Origin of the sequence: Bacteroides mucinivorans, assembly GCF_034654355.2 — a bacterium.
GTDB classification, from domain to species: domain Bacteria; phylum Bacteroidota; class Bacteroidia; order Bacteroidales; family Bacteroidaceae; genus Bacteroides; species Bacteroides nordii.
The window spans coordinates 4,025,734-4,044,334 of the sequence record NZ_CP178179.1; the positions used below are offsets into that span (position 1 = coordinate 4,025,734).

At 38.8% G+C, this 18,601-nt stretch carries 9 protein-coding genes; all 9 read right to left on the reverse strand.

The annotated features are described in order from the left end of the window. Nucleotides 1–13: 13 nt before the first annotated feature. From VCM39_RS15395 to VCM39_RS15435, 9 genes are read right to left on the reverse strand one after another with little or no spacing between them, the layout of a single operon-like run. The gene (locus tag VCM39_RS15395) at nucleotides 14–2,824 is read right to left on the reverse strand and encodes a TonB-dependent receptor (protein ID WP_322932909.1); all 2,811 of its coding nucleotides are present in this window, start codon (nucleotides 2,822–2,824) and stop codon (nucleotides 14–16) included. A 52-nt stretch (nucleotides 2,825–2,876) separates the two neighbouring features. Then, entirely contained in the window at nucleotides 2,877–4,613 is a 1,737-nt protein-coding gene (locus VCM39_RS15400; RefSeq protein ID WP_221648572.1) for a RagB/SusD family nutrient uptake outer membrane protein, read from the reverse strand. Between the two features lie 12 nt (nucleotides 4,614–4,625). After that, entirely contained in the window at nucleotides 4,626–7,832 is a 3,207-nt protein-coding gene (locus tag VCM39_RS15405; RefSeq protein ID WP_322932908.1) for a TonB-dependent receptor, read from the reverse strand. Nucleotides 7,833–7,854: 22 nt separating this feature from the next. Then, a complete protein-coding gene (locus VCM39_RS15410; protein WP_322932907.1) occupies nucleotides 7,855–9,378 on the reverse strand; it encodes a glycoside hydrolase family 28 protein in 1,524 nt (507 codons plus the stop codon). A 20-nt stretch (nucleotides 9,379–9,398) separates the two neighbouring features. After that, entirely contained in the window at nucleotides 9,399–11,351 is a 1,953-nt protein-coding gene (locus tag VCM39_RS15415; protein ID WP_322932906.1) for a sialate O-acetylesterase, read from the reverse strand. 20 nt (nucleotides 11,352–11,371) lie between these two features. Beyond that, entirely contained in the window at nucleotides 11,372–13,579 is a 2,208-nt protein-coding gene (locus tag VCM39_RS15420) for an alpha-galactosidase (protein WP_322932905.1), read from the reverse strand. Nucleotides 13,580–13,610: 31 nt separating this feature from the next. Further along, nucleotides 13,611–15,134, reverse strand: coding sequence for a sialate O-acetylesterase (locus tag VCM39_RS15425; RefSeq protein ID WP_322932904.1), 1,524 nt, complete (start codon nucleotides 15,132–15,134; stop codon nucleotides 13,611–13,613). Nucleotides 15,135–15,190: 56 nt separating this feature from the next. After that, entirely contained in the window at nucleotides 15,191–17,164 is a 1,974-nt protein-coding gene (locus tag VCM39_RS15430) for a T9SS type A sorting domain-containing protein (RefSeq protein ID WP_322932903.1), read from the reverse strand. Nucleotides 17,165–17,204: 40 nt separating this feature from the next. Next, nucleotides 17,205–18,566: an MGH1-like glycoside hydrolase domain-containing protein gene (locus VCM39_RS15435; RefSeq protein WP_322932902.1), complete on the reverse strand. Its 1,362-nt coding sequence runs from the start codon at nucleotides 18,564–18,566 to the stop codon at nucleotides 17,205–17,207. Nucleotides 18,567–18,601: the final 35 nt, after the last annotated feature.

Genomic DNA, 18,601 nt, shown 5'->3' on the forward strand with positions numbered 1-18,601 from the left:
TTCCTTTAATTTATCAAAACTGAATATTTGCTCCTAAACTCACTGTCCTGACTGCAGGATAACCACCAATCCGTTCCGAATCATACCCATCGACATTGTCCACTGCAAAAAGATTGGTTCCATTCACAAAGATTCTTAAATTGGCTTTTGTATCCGGAATAATATTTTTAAATGTATATCCAATCTCTACATCTCTCAATTTCAAAAAATTACCATTGCGCATCCAGAAAGTTGATGTTCTGTAATTGTTTTGCTCATTGGTGAGAGAAAGTCGAGGATAAGTCGCAGTATGAGCCGTTTCTTCCGAAGTCCATCGGTTCAAAGCAAACTCCGAAACAGAACCGTTGTTTTGAAAAGCCTTATAATAGCTCGCATCCAAATACACACTCCGGTTCAGTGCCGCATGCAGAAATGCTGAAACATCCAGATTCTTATATGAAAATCCTAAGTTCAGACCAATCGTCATCTCCGGAACATTTGTATAACCCAAAGGAGCACTATCGTTATTATCGATAATTCCATCCCCATTCCAGTCTTTATACTTCAAATCTCCGGGTACAACATCCTTCCATGTCGGTTTTGCAACATCCGGATTATTGATATCCTCTTGCGTGTAGTATCCTAATGACTCCAGATAAAAAGGCTGGTTAATACGATGTCCCGTTTTATACAAGTGCCCGTTATTATCAGCCCGAATATCCTCGGACATATACAATATCTTATTCTTAGCCGCCCACATATTCGCCTTTACGTAATATTCAAAGTCCTTACCAATACGATCATGATAAGCAACGGACACTTCAAAGCCGGTATTTTTGTTTTTTCCAATATTCAAATAAGGCAGTTCCGCTCCCATATAAGAAGGAATGCTCCGGTTCGGCAGGCATAAAATGCCCGACCGGCAATTATGAAAATAGTCGAACGAAAGGTCTATTTTCCCTCCTAAATTCATCTCAAAGCCTATATTCAACTTCTTCTCTTTTTCCCATGAGATATCCGGATTAGCCAGTCTAAGTTGCCGGAAACCGGAAAAGTTACTATTACTAACGCCGAAATTATACCCATCCGTACCTCCGTAATCCTGATCATACATAAAACGTCGATCACCATTTATTTTATCATTACCGGTTAAACCGTACGAAGCTCTGAGTTTTAAAAGTTGTACCAACTTATTCCCTTTCAGAAAATCTTCCTCCGAAATAACCCAAGCAATGGACCCAGCCGGAAAGAAACCGGCCCGATTTCCTTTTTTAAACGCTTCACTGGCCTGCAATCCCATAGAAAACTCACCTATGTATTTTCGGGCATACGCATAAGTCAGGCGTGCTCCCATACCAACATGTATAAAAGGCTGTTGTTGTCCGTATGTCTCGTTTTCATATGAATATAAAAGCAGGGCATCCAAATCATGGCTGCCAAAAGAACCTTTATAGTTCAACGATCCTTCTACTGTCGTATTTCTCCATTGGTCGGACATAGAATCATCGATTGTTAACTGTTCTTTCTTCCCGAAAGGTTCAGAATACAAATATTTTCCTTCGGCATCCTTACCTGTTAATGCATAATACTCATAATTAGCATATCTGTTGGAATATCCTAAATAATAACTATTGAAAGATATCGCCCCGGAAACACTAAGTCCGGGAAGTAACATATCCAGTTTCTCCGTCAACTTTAAAGCGGAATTAATATTTCTCGAATTCTGTTTCCAATAGCCACGTTCCGTAATATTGGCTAACGGATTAGACCAGTTACTACTTCCTCCCCAAGTATTGTTAGGATTCACTACAGGAAATGAATTAGGAGGAAGTTGCTGTATACGATTGAAAAGATCATTTGTATTTTTACCGGCCTCTGCCCCTCCGGGAGTTATCTTATCTTCAATAGCAATTCCCAACGTAATATGAGCAGATAAGTTCTTAGTGATGTTCACATCCATATTAGAACGGACATTGTATCGATTATAACGCTGATTCTTAGTTTTATCAGACATATCGGCTGTACGTCTGATCAGTCCGGAATTTCCCAAATAATTCAATAACACAAAATACTTCACGACCTCATTTCCTCCTTGAAAATTCAAGCCAACTTTATACATCTCGGCTACTTTCCGTAAAGTCTCGTCGTACCAGTCCACATTAGGATACAAATATTTATCCATACCGTTTTTATAAGCATTCAAAACCTCTTCATTATAAAATTGGGCACCATTATTCACATTACCGTAGGCCTCATTATAAAGACGTGCATAATCATAGGAATTCAAAAAATTCGGCATCCGCGTTGGCTGCTGAAATCCGATTTGTGCGGTAAAATTAATTCTCAATGGAGAATTAACTCCCCTCTTAGTATTGATCAACAGAACCCCATTAGCTCCTCTCAATCCGTAAATTGCTGTTGCAGATGCATCTTTCAATAAAGTGATCGATTCAATTTCCTCCGGCATCAGTTGAGACAAAAGCGTTCTCAAATAACCATCTCCATCAATATATTGGGCAACAAAACCATCAATAACGATCAGAGGTTCAGTCAGCCCTTGAAAAGTACCAAGTCCTCGTATAAAGAGTTTGTTATCAATAACACCAGCCTCGTCCGAACCTTGGCTCACTGTTAATCCCGGCAAGCGGCCGGTCAGCGAATTAAGCAAGTTAGGAGTAAAAGATTTTAAAAGTTCATCTCCACAAACAGATGAAATAGCACTACTTGTTTTATACCTTTCCTGCACATCATATCCGATAGGTGTTTCGACACATATACTGTCATTTACAGCAAATATGGAAACGGGTATGGAAAGAAAAGCAAAACACATTAAATATTTAAACATCGAATTCATAATATCTATTTAAAAGTTCAAGAAATATAACTACTATATGATATCAATATCCCGGATTTTGAATCAGATAACCTTTATCCATTTCACCGGTAGAGAACGGATGCCTGTACATCTTACGATTAAAAGTTCTCACCTCGAAGACGTAAGGTTCGTACCGGCATTCTTTCGTGCCTTCTATCTTATAAATTTTTATTCCGTACATATTGCCCTTCATGACTCCTTCCTGTTCGCATATTTCCCAACGCCTGACATCATACAGACGATGTCCTTCCATGCACAATTCTACTGCTCTTTCATTTCGTACTTTATCTCTGAATTCTCCCTGAGTTAAATCCCTGGATAAGACAGGCATCCCTGCCCGTTTACGAACTTCATCCACTGCGTCATAAGCTTCTGTGGGCGGAACATCATAATATTCATTCAAAGCCTCTGCATAACTCAAGTAAAATTCGGCTAACCTAAAAATACATCCTTTAGGTTCAACCAACACATTATCTCTCCGGCTGAGCGAAAGCGGTACCGGTTTATGCATATACTGCCCTGTAATGCATTTATCATTTCCCGTCTGAGACAGATCCATAGAAAGGTTGTCCGTTGAATTCCAAGGTTGTCCGTGATAAGTCGCAGTCTGTCTGAAACGAGGATCCAGTTCTTCATATTTTTCCATCAGATCATCCCCTCCATTCATATTCCATGTCTGTCGAGTTCCGTTTTTCTTCTCATATTTCATAACAAAATTAAATGTCATACAGAGTCCTCCGCCCGAACCGCCGACAACGCTGGGTATGTGACCATTCCATGGAAAATGTCCGGTACCCACTCTTCCCCTGCATTGATCGGCAAGTATCACTTCCTCATTGTCCGGATGATCCCAAACATATAAATAAGATATATCCTTACCGCTCTCGTCTTTCTTTCCTTTCACAAGAGTCACCCCTGTCCTGTCTGCCTCATCGAGCACCTCTTTAGCAGCATCGGCAGCTTTTTTCCAACGTTCTCTGTCATAAGTTCCTAAAATGATCAGATCATTATTTGCGCCATAATTTATATAAGGTTTATCTGTATTGAAAGTTGGGCTCGCAGCATACAACAAGGTTCTGGCTTTCAAGCACATTGCCGCCAAATTGGTTAGTCTTCCTCTTTGCGAAGTAGTCAGTTCGTTCGGCTTCGGCAAAAGTTTTATCGCCTCTTCACAGTCATCCAGAATAAATTGAACTACCTCCTGAACTGTATTTCTTGGAATTTTAAGATCTCCTCCCAAAGCAACACGTTCACGAAGAATCGGAACACCACCGTATTTACGGAATAATTCAAAATAATTAAGTGCCCGGATACAATACCCCTCTCCTTTGACACGGCGTTTAAAAGCATCGTCCTGAAAAGGAGCATCATCAATACGTTCCAATATCGTATTAGCTCTTCGTATAGCTTTCCAATGGGTTGTAAACCTTAAGTCACCAGTATTGCTGGGATTCATCCCTCCGGCGTTCCAAGGAGCCTGACACCAATACCACCCCTGTGTTATTTCAGCTTCGTCCGTTGCCGCTCCCGAACCGATGTCACTCATATCCTGTTCGTTCCAGTACGGAAAGTCGCTTTTTACTCCCATATAATAGGTTCCGGCAACAAAATAATCGACTTGTACTGGTGATGAAAAAATCGTATCCTCCGTTACATCTACTCCGGGAGGTTTCTCCAAGTATTGATCACACGACAAACATATTGTATTCAAGAATATACTCAAAAACAAAATAGCGGTTTTATATAATAATTTTTCCATTTTTATTACGTATTAGAAATTAATGTTAAGTCCCATATTTACTGTTCTCACCAAAGGATACGGTTCATAATTATTATCATTATAGGAAGGCACCTCCGGATCTTCACCTTTCCACAGCCCGCTCCAAGTCAACAAATTGGTTCCATTCACATATATACGTGCCGATTCGATATGTAACTTCTTCAAGACCTCATTGGTAAATGTATATCCCAATTCCACATTTTTCAAACGCAAGTATTTTGAATCACGTATCCACAAGGTTGAATTCTGGTAATTGTGAGCTTGCGATTTGTCGGCTGAGACATGTGGAAATGTTATATTCTCTCCTCTTTCATATCTCTCTTGAGTCCAACTCCAATCTTTCAAGAAATCTAAAGCCGATCCGTCTTGCTGCCAACCCTGATAAAATTTCTTTGAAGCTTTCTTTGAAGACTTCGCAGCTCCTTGAAATAAGATAGAAAAGTCGAAATTTTTATAACTGCCGCCCAACGAAAATCCGTATGAAATCTCGGGAAAAGGAGCATAACCGATAGGAATCATATCATTATTGTTAATGACACCATCGCCATTTACATCTTTATATTTGACGTCACCCGGCTGCAACTTATTATTATTCCAGATAGACACCGGACGATTCGGATCATTCACTTCCTCCCAAGTATTGTAGAAACCTTCAGCAACAAGTCCAAAATATTGTTCAAACGGTTTTCCTGTTCGCTGCATATACGGATATGCTCTGTCGACCTCATCCATTTCCAATATCTTATTACGGGCAAACGTAAACAATCCTTTGATCCAATAATTAAAATCACCGATATGATCATTATATGATATTTCACCATCAAAACCATAATTTTTCATTTTACCTAAGTTATAAGCAGGTAAATCGGCTCCAACTATAACAGGCACACTGCCTCTATTTGCCAAAATATTATCTCTCACCTCTTTGAAAAAATCACCAGTGAATTTTATCCGACCTTCCCAAAAATAAATATCTACTCCGACATTCATTTTCTTCGCACGTTCCCATGTCAAATCCGGATTTCCTAATTTTCCTTCCGATGCCGTCATATCCCATTTTTTATAATCGACCCCAACCGTTCCAAAATGATAAGTATTATTACTTCCTGTAGAGTTCGAGTTATTCTCCGAAGTATTGTAAGTGTAAGTGGTCGGTAAATAAAGGAAACGTTGTCCTCCGATTTTATCATTTCCAACTTCACCATAAGAACCTCTGATTTTAACAAAACTCACAATCTTGTTTTCTGGAAAAAAACTCTCTTCGCTCAATACCCATCCCAAAGAGTATGCAGGAAAGAAGCCAAACCGATGCCCTTTGGCAAAGTTTTCAGTGCCGTTATATCCGGCATTAAATTCAGCAAGATACCTGTTTTTGTAAGAATAGGTAACACGACCTACCAAACCGGTATAGGCACTCGGAATCTTATACAGTAAATTGGGATTATTATCTTTCGTCTGATTATACAATACCAAGGCGCCGACCTTATGATCACCAAACTCTCCCGAGTAATTAACTCCGGCTTCTAAATAAGTTCTTCCTCTTTGGCTCAGAGATTCGGTTAGGGCATAAGGTGATGGCGTGCCCTGAGGTAGATAGCTCGGTGAGCCATCGGGCTTTTTCACAGCTTTATACGTTTGTACCTCCTTATAATACCGAGTACTGTGCCAATTCCATTGTTGATATGAAATCATGGCATGAGCACTCAAGCCTTTTAACAAAAAGCCCAAATCATAAGTCGGCTTTACCGAAACATTCAACTGATTGGAATAATTCTTCAACGCACCGCTATTGATCATTAATCGCGTTACAGGATTTCTTGAATAATTATACCGGCCATCCAGATTTTCTATCACCTTACCGTCTGCCACTCCCGGGCCCGACGTAGGCGGATGTGAAAAAGCATATGAAAGAATAACGCCGGTGTCCTCGTTAGGCCGATTAACAAATTCTAACTGGTCAGACACATTCAACATTACATTGAGCCGTTTCGTCACTTTAAAATCAAAGTTCGTACGAAAATTATATCTTTTATAACGTACCTGTGCATCATAATCAGATACCAAATTTGTATTATTATACATACCTCCCTGAGTAAAGACCCCTAATGAGGCAAAGTATTTCACTCGCTCTGTTCCCCCTCTTAAATTGATGTTATGTTGGGTCTGAAGACTTGTTTCCTTAAATAACATATCCACCCAATTCGTATTCGGATAAAATACAGGATCCGAATTATCTCTGAACTTCTGAATTTCTTCATCTGTAAATACCGGATCATAATTTCCAGTCAGATACCCATCATATTTCCGTGTTTCATTTAACTGCACTGCCCAATTATATGCATCCATCGGTTCACGCAAATTCGTAAATGAATTTATAGCATAGCTGGTCGATACACTTAACTTTGGTTTTTCTACCATTCCCCGTTTGGTGGTTATCAGTATCACCCCATTAGCACCACGTACCCCATATACAGCCGTTGCTGAAGCGTCTTTTAAAATAGCGACATTTTCAATTTCATTCGGGTCTATATTATTATAGTTCGCAACTTCAACTCCATCCACCATCACTAAAGGATTCTGTAAATCACTATCATAAGAACCTGCAAAAGAACCAATGCCACGGATTCGGATAATAGATTGGTCATTCCCCGGTTCACCTGATTTTTGAACAGCTGTAAGCCCAGGCAAACGCCCGACAAGAGCATTACTGATATTAGCCTGAGACGACTGTACCAATGCCTTCGTATTCACGGAAGATATTGCTCCCGTAACAGTCTCTTTTTTCTGTACTCCATAACCTACTACTACGACCTCCTCTACCATATGGACATCTTCAGTCATAGTAATAAAAATATTACCCAAGGTTTTTATTTTATAAATAATCGTACTATAACCTAAATATGAAAATTCAAGAGTAGCACCTACCGGAGCCTGAATAGAGAATTTCCCTTCCACATCCGTAATCGTCCCCAATGCTGTACCTTGAACCAATACAGTAGCTCCGATAAGAGGCTCTCCCTTTGAATCTACCACTGTACCTTTCAATGGCTTTACGTTTGCAAAAGTAGACTCGATCGTATTCCCAGCCCATATAGATACCATTGAGACGAGCAGGAACACCAAACATAGATATAGGAATCTTTGTTGAAAGAATCCTAAATTCCAACATTTAATACCATTTTCCGTGTGTTTTTCCATTTTATTATAATATAGAATTTGTTTAGTAAATTGTTCCTTCTTTTACTGTTTCCCCACATTCCGCCTTTTTCCGGACTCTATCAAAATTGACGGATCTGACATCGATATGCCTGCTCTTTTCACCATCGATCTTTAAGAATAAAGGAACCTCTTCCGATGTACGAAATCCGGAAAACACAACATCCGAAGACTCATTCAGATATACTATAGGAGTCTCTCCCTGAGGTAGATCGACCTGAAAATTATTCAGACTTACATTATGCACATCATCAAAAATAAATGCGGGTCTATAATCCGGCTTCCGTAAACGACATTGTATATTTTCCATCGTCAGATTCTTTACATGCCGAACATACAGACCGTAAGCCGGCAGCACCGGACCGAACATTCTATTTTCGGGATACTCATTAATCTTCTCCGGAACAACAATAAAAGTATCGTTTTCATCTGCTCCTCCTGTATAGCTGAACACAATATCCCTGAGAGTAACATTTTCAACATAGCTACCGGGGATTCCCGTTATCGATGAAGTTATCAAACTTTGATTCTCAGCCACGATATTCGAAACTATAATATTCTTTAATACTCCTTTTCCCCTACGATTTCCCAAACGGATAAACAAAGGAGTCTGTACATCCTGCATCGAAATATTATTGATAACCACCCGATCCATCGTCCCACCGTCAACAACCTCAAGTGCTATACCCGAAATAACTGTTGTATCTGCTGAAATACCCCTTAACATCTTTGGCCAGTTACGAATATTATTTTCAGAGGCTTTCCGTATAACACAGTTACTGATACTTATATTCCGAAAAGTACCAAAAGACCCGGTACCGAACTTAATGCCATTGCAATTGGAAGCTATAACACAATTAGACACGGTCACATGTTCCACATCAAATCCGGGAATATCCGTTTTAAAACAAATGCCATCATCATCACAGTCTATGATACAATCAGATATTACGACATTCCTGCTATTAATATCAATTCCGTCACAGTTATGATTACCATGAGAATAGATCCTTATATTGTTCACAATTACCCCATCATTATTGGCACAACGTAATGTCCATGATGCCGAATTATAAAGAAATACATCCTTTACCTTGACATTGGAACAATTCTCAAACAATACAACATGAGGGCGACGACCTTTATCATCACCAAACTGAAAGTTTTTATGATTACCTTGTCCATCAATACATCCTTCTCCCTGAATAGAAGTATTTTTAATATTCTCTCCGACAACAATAGCACGTCCTTTGTAGGCTTTAGGATCAGTTACCCCCTGTAGTACAGCTCCATTGTGCAGGAATAAATGAACATTACTCTTAAGGAATATCGTTGTAGTTAGATAAGTTCCCGCAGGAACATACACCGTTCCTCCTCCACTCAATGCGCATTTATCTATGGCAGCCTGTATAGCTGCCGAATTATCCTGGGATTTCTGTTTTGCGCCAAAGTCCAAAATGGACATATCGGCAGCATTTACTTGCATTCCCGCCATTAAACATAGCAGACTTAGTATAACCTTTTTCATTGATATTTTTTTTAAGATTACTATTTATTTCTTGTACATTCTTCCCATGAATCAGTGCGGAAAGGCACTGTCAACAATCCTTCTTTGTTATATAAATTGGCTCCCGGATTATTGGACCAAGCATAACGGACAGCTACAGGATCTTTTACCCTATCCGAAAACACCACTACCTTATCCCCTTGGATATAAGCTTTCGCCCACTCAAACTTCCGGTCTTTACCGGCAATAGAGAAACCTGTGACATATCCGTATTTATTATTTTTAGTACACAAGCCTTTTTCTGCATTATCAAAAGATACAATGATTGTATCTTTTTCTTTTCGGAACGATTTATATACAGGTCCCTCACATACCGTATCTGTTTGACCGTATGTTTTATTCATTGCGACCAACGCAAGCCGTCTGCCCACTTCCTGTTTATTCGCCGGATGTATATTATATGCTTCACCGATATCATAAATAACAGCCTGTCCTGTTTGCGGTAAAGTTAGCGTCATTGTTTGTGCTTCGCGTAATTCGGCCCATGGGCTATCCTTAGGTAGGATATCTTCCGAATTTATATTCGCTAACGATACCCAATAAAACGGAAACTCGTATCCCCATTGCCGACGCCAGTCATTTATCAGATTCGGAAACATGGTTCTGTATGCATAAGCCCGAACCGTATCGTGTTCGCCCTGATACCAGATCACCCCCTTTATACGAAACTTTATCAACGGATGAATCATCGCATTATACAGTAGTGAAGGTGCAATATTCGGCCCTATTTCCACATAACCATAATCCATGCTGACAGCAGACTTTTTATATTTCCACTTTTCCGATAAAGGAAAATGAAATTTATTCTTCCCCTTTGTTTCAAGATAATAGTTCTCCGGTTCGGAGATAAATCCTCCGGTATGAGAGGAGTTGTTAACCCGAACCGTTACCGTATTCTCCCCTGCTTTCAAAAGCCCTTCGGGTATATCATAAATACGCCGTTTATCGTAACCGTATCCTTCTCCTACTTTCACACCGTTTATCCAGACAATATCCCCATCGTCAATAACTCCCAACGATATGGTACCGGACTCTCCGACCACCTTTTCCGAAAGGTTTATTTTCTTACAATACCACACATTTCCTAACGAAGTTCCCAACTCTGTTCCCATCCACGCTCTGGGAAGATTTATCTCTTTCCACAAGGATATGTCCGTCTCCGGATCATACCATTTCCCGGCCATGCCGATATCATTAGCCAGTGCTTTCTCAAATCGTTTCTTATTATCGGAATTTTCTTTTTGGAATTTCCCGAAATCATTTAATGCCAATTGATTATAATCGGCCGACATTGCCAGTGGAAGCATATCAAATGCTTTTCTGCTTGTCCATGTCCTTACTCCGGTAGCTCCCCAAGACGAATGTATAATTCCAATCGGAATATTCAATTGTCTGTAAAGCTCACGCGCATAATAGTATCCTACAGCCGTAAAATTGCCAACAGTAGAAGGAGAACAGATTTCCCACTCACCTGTCATATCTTCTTGAGGTAATGCATTCACCGTACGCGAAACGTCCAAAGAACGAATCATCGGATAATCGGCCGCTTCAATCTCTTTCGGAGCATTTGCGGACAACTTTACCTGGAATTCCATATTCGACTGTCCACTACAAACCCATACGTCTCCTATCAGAATATTTTTGATTTTAATCTCATTGCTTTTACCTGAAACAGTCATCTCATAAGGTCCGCCAAAAGACATTTCTTTCAGTTGAAGTTCCCAATAACCGTCATTATTTGTACGGGTTCTCTGGTTTTGCCCATTAAATATCACAGTTACCGTTTCTCCTTTGTCTCCCCATCCCCATACTTTGACAGGAGCATCTCTCTGAATAACCATATTATCGGCAAAAACACCGGATACCTTAATCATCGCGGATAAATCAGTAATGCCCAGCAATCCAAGAATAATCACTATAAATTTTCTTATCATAATTCAATTCTTTAACATTATCAATTAACTTCTGTAAGCATGAAAACGAAACTATCAAACATGGCACTATCATTTACATTTATCCCCATCTTCATCAATTCTTCACCTGTAAAGATCTTGTCATTTCCCCAAAAGGAACTTTTTTTGCCTATCCTGTTCAGTTCTGTCAGTTTATACTTCTTCTTTTCGTCCAAACCATCCAATTTAAATTCCAGGAAACGATCTCTGCCGTGAAATTCGAAACTATAAGCAAACACAACTGCATTTTTTTTATCTTTATCAACATACATGGATACTGCCCATCCCCCCTCATCATAGGGCGAAATAAGCCGGTATAAGTCACCGAACTGTACGATTGGCCGAATCTGTTTATAGGTTTCTACCGCATTTTTAGCAAAAATACGTTCATCGCCCTGCAAATCTTCAGGTTGCAATTCCATACCTAAACGTCCGGCCATAGCTACATCGAACCGATACTTTAGCGATGCATGCATTTTGGTTTGATGATTAGGACTGATCGAAACATGGGCTCCTGTAGCGATAGCCGGAAAAAACATATTAGTACCATATTGGATAAATATCCGACTAAGCGGATTCGTATTATCACTGGCCCAGACTTCATCATGATACTTTAAGGCACCATAATCCAAACGTCCTCCGCCCGATGAACAGAGTTGGATAGTAATATGCGGATATTTCTTACGTACCCGGTCGTAAACTGAATATAAACCATTGATGTAATCCACCCAGAAATGAGACTGCCTGTCAGCCGGAAGATATTCCGAACCTGCACGATTAATAAAACGATTCGAATCCCATTTAATGTACGAAATGTTAGGCGAACTACTCACTATATCATCAAATGTTCCGACGATAAAATCTTGTACTTCCGGATTAGTCAAATCCAATACACACTGACTTCTAACTAATAAAAGCTCCCGATTACCACTTCTAACGATCCATTCCGGATGTTTTTCGGCTAATTCACTTTTAGGATTCACCATTTCCAACTCTACCCAAATCCCGAACTTTACACCTTTCTTATGTGCATAATCGGCTAAATGACCTATCCCTCCGGGAAGTTTTTTCTTATTCACCTGCCAATCTCCCAATCCGCACCGATCGTCATCACGAGGATATTTATTACCGAACCAACCATCATCAAGAACAAACATTTCAATACCGAAATCAGCAGCGGCATCAATCATCCTTTTCACCTTTTTCTCATCAAACTTAAAATAAGTGCCTTCCCAACTGTTCAAGACAACTGGACGTATCTCATTCCCATGCGCCAATGCGTACTTACGACACCAGTCATGATAATTTCTTGAAATCTGCCCACGCCCACAAGAGCTATAAGTCCAGATCATTTCCGGCATTTTAATTTTCTTTCCCGGTTCTATCAGGAGCATCGAAGCATATGGATTAATCCCTCCTACCATATGCAATATACCATATTTATCAAGTTCGAAAGTCATTTTATAATTCCCCGACCAGGCTAAAGATCCGGCATATATCTCACCAGCTCTTTCTTGTGCCGGAGCATCTGCCGAAAGCATAAAAGAAGAATTCACCGACTCCGTTGTCAAAATTCCGGTCCGTGCTTCTATGCTCTTTGTTCCCGGTGTCAACTGCTCTTCTTTCATTTTCATTTCAGTTCCCCATCCTCCATAAAAATGAGTGAGATAATAAGACTTACGATGTAAAGGAAGATAAGCCGAAGCTATTTTTTCAATCTTGATGGCATCTTGTTCTTCATTTTCCAATTCTATGTATTGAGCGATAATATTCTCCTTTTTATATGCCTTAAATACAATATTGACAAAAAGAGGATATAATTTATCTTTAAGTCGAATGGTCGTCTCAGATACATTATCATCCATATTTATCGTATTATGCTCTACATAATATAGATCGGTAGTAAATACTCCATCAGCGTGTGTCAACTGCAAAGCGGGATCCAGACAGTCTCCGGAAGTAGGAAAAATCTCCGGTATAAGTGGACGACCATCACGTCTGAGCTTGTATTCCTTATTTAAAACAGTAGTCCGACTGTCAGAAACTAATCTATCTCCAAAATACAGAAAAGAGACCTTCTTATTTTCCGAAACAGTAAAAAACATATTCAATCCGGCCGTTTCTATAGTTATAAAATCTATTGATTTCGCACAAACTCCCACTCCGCACAGAACAAACAATAAAAAAGTAATCAATACACACTTTCTCATATCATATCATAATATTAGTTTTCCATCCTATTTATTTCTCAGATATTCTCACCGGTAAGGTAAAAGGAAATGCCGGTAAGCCATTTTTATTATATAGATTTGCGTTCACGTTATTTTCTACAGCATAACTTACTTTTACCGGATTCTGAATATTTTCACAACCTATTATCAATTTATTTCTTTTAACAACAGCTTTCACTTTTTGCTTCTTTCCGGTAGTATCAGTCACCCAAATATCATTTATCTCTTTCCCTTTTATGCACAATTCTTTCACAAGATTAAAACTCACTACTATTTTATCTCCTTTAGCTACCGCTCTCTCCGCTACCGGATAATCTGCAAAGTTTTTTCTCCCATATATCTTATTCAACGCCATATCAGCAAACCGCTGTCCGAAAGGTAATTTGTTATTCGGATGTACATCATCAGGATTTCCAATATCAATCGTACAAATAACATAAGTATTTTTCTTCTCACGCGCCTTCAGTTGAGCATCTCTTAAAATCGCTGCTCGCTCAGCAGACGGATAATTAAAATTAGTCAGCTGCCCGATAAGAACAGGAAAATCCGAATGGAAACCATCTCTCCAATTATCAATCATACTCTGTAACTGATATTCGTATTCATCTGCCCATTCCACACTATTCTCTCCTTGATACCAGATCAGTCCGGATATGGTATAGGGCATGCAAGGATGAACCATTCCGTTATAAAGGGAGCCGGGCTTACAATGTGGCCGTTGTAACATATGAACACTTTTCGGTTTTTTGACAATCTCCTGGGCAGTACCTTTTGCCAAATTTTCTTCCTGCAAAGCCAGCTTCTCTGCGTATGCAATGCTATCATGCGGAAAATCCTTCTTCCATTTCCACCATCTGTCTGTCGCTTTTCTCAAATTATCGTCAGAGGCCTGCAAATCATAAGAAAGCCATGATTCAATACCTGTTCCGGCCCAAGAAGCAGAAATAATTCCAATCGGAACATTTAACTGTTCTTGTAAGAAAACGGCAAAATGATAACTTATAGCCGAGAAATGTCGAACAGTCTCAGCATTACATTCTTTCCAAACAGCATTCTTACCAAAAACAGATTCCTTCCGGTCTGAGACATGACGCGGAACATGAAACAAACGAATATTGGCATGGTCGGCATTTTTCAATATGTTTTCAGCCTCCTTTTCTTCTATGATTGACCATCCCATATTAGATTGCCCACTAGTAAACCAAACTTCCCCTATTAAGACATTATTCAGTTCTATCCGATCCGTTCCATTAATCAAAATATGATAGGGTCCCCCGGCTTCAGGAGTAGAAATATACATATTCCATTTACCATCCAATCCGGCTTTTGCCACATACTTCCTATCGTTCCAACTTGTCTCTACGGATATATCCGTCCCTGGCTTGTCCCAACCCCAAAATGCAACTTTTGATTTCTGTTTCAAGACCATATCATTACCTATAAGTCCAGGCAAAATAGTCTTTGCATACAGAGTACCGAATGAAGTGATAGAAAGAAGAAAAATCACCAGAAGATTTGCAAAAAACTTTTTCATAATATTAAATATTTTCAGAACACTGGAATTACTGTATAAAAGTATCCTCTGTAATATCAGAAGACAGAGTACTTTTTAGAAAAACTCTCATCATTATAAATAAGATTAATAATATAAATTCCCTGTTTAAGCCGATGTAAAGTAACCGAAGAATATCCCCAAAAAGAATCTTCAAGAATTAATTGCCCGTAAGCATCAAAAACTCTCATTTTCACCTGTTTTTCCTGGTATCCATTTAAGCTTACATATCCATTATTGTCTACACAGATCAATTTCTCCCCATCGTGCTTTATTTGACTCAATCCTGTCCCCATAGGATCTTCATCCGTAACAATATTTTTCACATACTTCGTAACATATTCCATATCATTCCGAATCAAAAAATTCTGTCCATGATCTCGTACCCAGGTTGCAGGCTCAATCGTATTCTTGTAAAAATATCCACCATCTATCGCATTCAGAAACACACACGGTTTCGGACAATTCTTTATCGTATTACGATGAATAATGATATTCCTAAAACCACCGGCAGGTGCCAAATCACCATTCGATGCTTCCAATACTACTGAAATAGCAGCAGCCTGAGAACGTTTCAAATTTTGGCGAAACATACACGTTTCGATATGATTACCACTTATTTCCAGATTTCTCGACAGTCCTGCCTCCATCCAATTAAATTCAGGAGCAATAATTATTGCACCGGCACCAGTATATGTTATTTCATTATTTTGTATTTTTCCATCAGATGACTTTACCAATATTCCTCTTCCCGGAACATGGCCAATTTTATTATTGATAACCCGGAACCCCGCCCCGATTCTGTCAGTTGAATAAATCACATCACCAGGGGAGACATTACTAACTTTATCCCAATCTTCCGCTGAAAAACGAATCATAACAGTTCTTATATACCGGGTATCTTTAATATCTTTAAAATAAGATAAACATTTCTTTATATCCTCTGCGGTAGGATCGGCTGACAACGTCACTCGTGTGGGCTTAGCCTCTCCACGACAGACCCCATCATTCGAAACAACAACAACATTTTCATCTTTCTTGATAGTTACATCTGCAAGATTATAATCCCTTGCCAAAATATACAATTGTTTATATTCTTTATCTACCCTATATACCGGATAAAAATTCCCGTTAATTGCTATCGGGTCGTCATTTGTATACTGAATAACACATTCCTCTATAGTAGGTCCTATTGTCGCATGCTTACTATGAATTCCATCGGCAATACCAGGTCGTAACCTATCTTGAGGATATTTGGGATCGTCTACTTTCCGATCGATAATACAACGATAATAATGTGTATTTTCACAATAATGTTCGGCAAAATGAAAAGCAGGAGAATCATAAATGGTTATACCGGACATTGTCAGATTCTTACAATGATTCATAATGATACAATGACCAACATAAGTAGTAGGAATATTATTGAATACAACAAAATCACCGACTTCATAAGTTCCGACCTTAGGCATTGTCAAATTTACCTGTACTTTACGATCCTCTAAATAAACAATCGGATCTTTTATTTCATTGGTATAAAGATTCCAAATCAACTCCCGGGTATCTTTATCAAAGAAATGTACTCTATTCTGTACTGTTTCCGGATTCAGCATCGGATACCCTTCATGTATCTCCACTTGAAGTGTCTTTGCATCGGCCGACATTTGAGTAATCGTACCTTGTGTAGAGCAAGGCGGATCATACTCTATTGTCAAATCAGAAAAGACCATATCTTCACAATACTCAAAACTAAAAGCCTGTTTCTGATAATTACAAATAATTGTCGAACCATTTCCCTTTACCTGAATATTTTTTTTATAACTGAATAAGTAAGGTTGTTTTCCATCTTTCAAATCAAGGATATAAGTCCCTTTAGGAATATCAATCACAGAATTATTGATTTGAGCATCAAGAACAGTCCGTAGATCCCCACTTACTTCTCCCGCATTGCTCGTACAGGAGATCATTCCCCAAAAGAATAGTAAACAGAAAGACTTCATTTTATGTTTCATAAGTATTTTATTGATTCTTTATTTATTCGATTTTTACTTCTTAAAATTCATCAACCAATGGTCTTTTCTCCAGCCATGCCAACATATTCATAACCAGATAATTCCAATTCTGAAACCCAGGATTTAGTATAGGTTCCCCATTTTCAGGCTGATAATACTCGTGTAAAGCCCCGAAACGTTTAAAATCGCTTCCAAACAACTTTATAGTTTTCTCGGCCAGTTCGCATGCTTCTTCTTCATACCCATATTTCACCAACCCTTTCCAAACCATATAATTCGAAATCCCCCACACAGGTCCCAACCAAGACGACGGATTACCGGTAGCTTTCAAATTATACATCTTCTCCATTTTAGAAAGAGTTCTGATGCCATACGGAGCATTAAAGGTTTTTGTATTTTTAAAATGTTCCCGAACGATTCTTTCCGATTGTTCCGGCGTTGCAATATCTGCCCACATGGCCAAAAAGCCTGACCAAACACCAATTCTCATAATCAGACAATCCCAATCACGCGGCATGCCACTATGTCTCTCAAATGCCTCCGGACTTTTTACAGGCAATAAATTCAAATCTACACTATAAAAGAAGCCGTCTCTGTTATCCCAACAATGTTTTTGAATAGCTTCTTGCAAATCCGATGCATTCTTTTGGTATTGAGGTGCGGTCTCAAACAGACCCAACCTTTCACACAAATAAGCTACAGCTTTCAATTCCTTATACATCAAACAATTTAAAAAAATAGATCCGGAGCTTCTTGCCGGACGATAATAGGTACACGGATCATTATCTACTCCGATAGCTACATCATTTTGCCAATAATATAATCCGGTAACCCGATCCCGGTGATGGTTAACATAATTATTCACAAAAGTCTGAAGATAATAAAATTTAGCTCTGAGCCATTCGGCATCACCATCATTGAGTTTTGTTAAAAATGCAGCATGTTGAGCCAAACACGGCTTATGCATATTCGTTTTATAAATTTCTTTAGGTTGTATTTCGGCTCTCACAGATTCCCGCTTTATATTTATAGGTATCCAACCATCCATTCCTCCAAATTCCAAAAAATTCAAAATACAACCTTGTTCATATTTTATGGCTTCTTTCGAAGCTTTATCATTACCTATATCCAACAAAATCTGACGTAATGCTATATTAGTCAGCCAAGAATCCCAATCCCATAAAACATCGGAGTATTGACTGCTTCCCGGAGTAATGAAAGGATATTTCAAAGCTTTACCTTCTTCTCTGAACATACCTTTATAATCATTATAAATACATTTTTTTATGATAGAGCTATAATCTCTCCATGTTCCTTCTTGCTGAGAAAAAACAGAAAATATTGCTATCGAAAATACAATAAATAAAGAAAAGGCCCTTCTCTTTTCCAAGAATTTATCCATAGTTACAGGATTTAATCTCCAATAATTATTTTTAT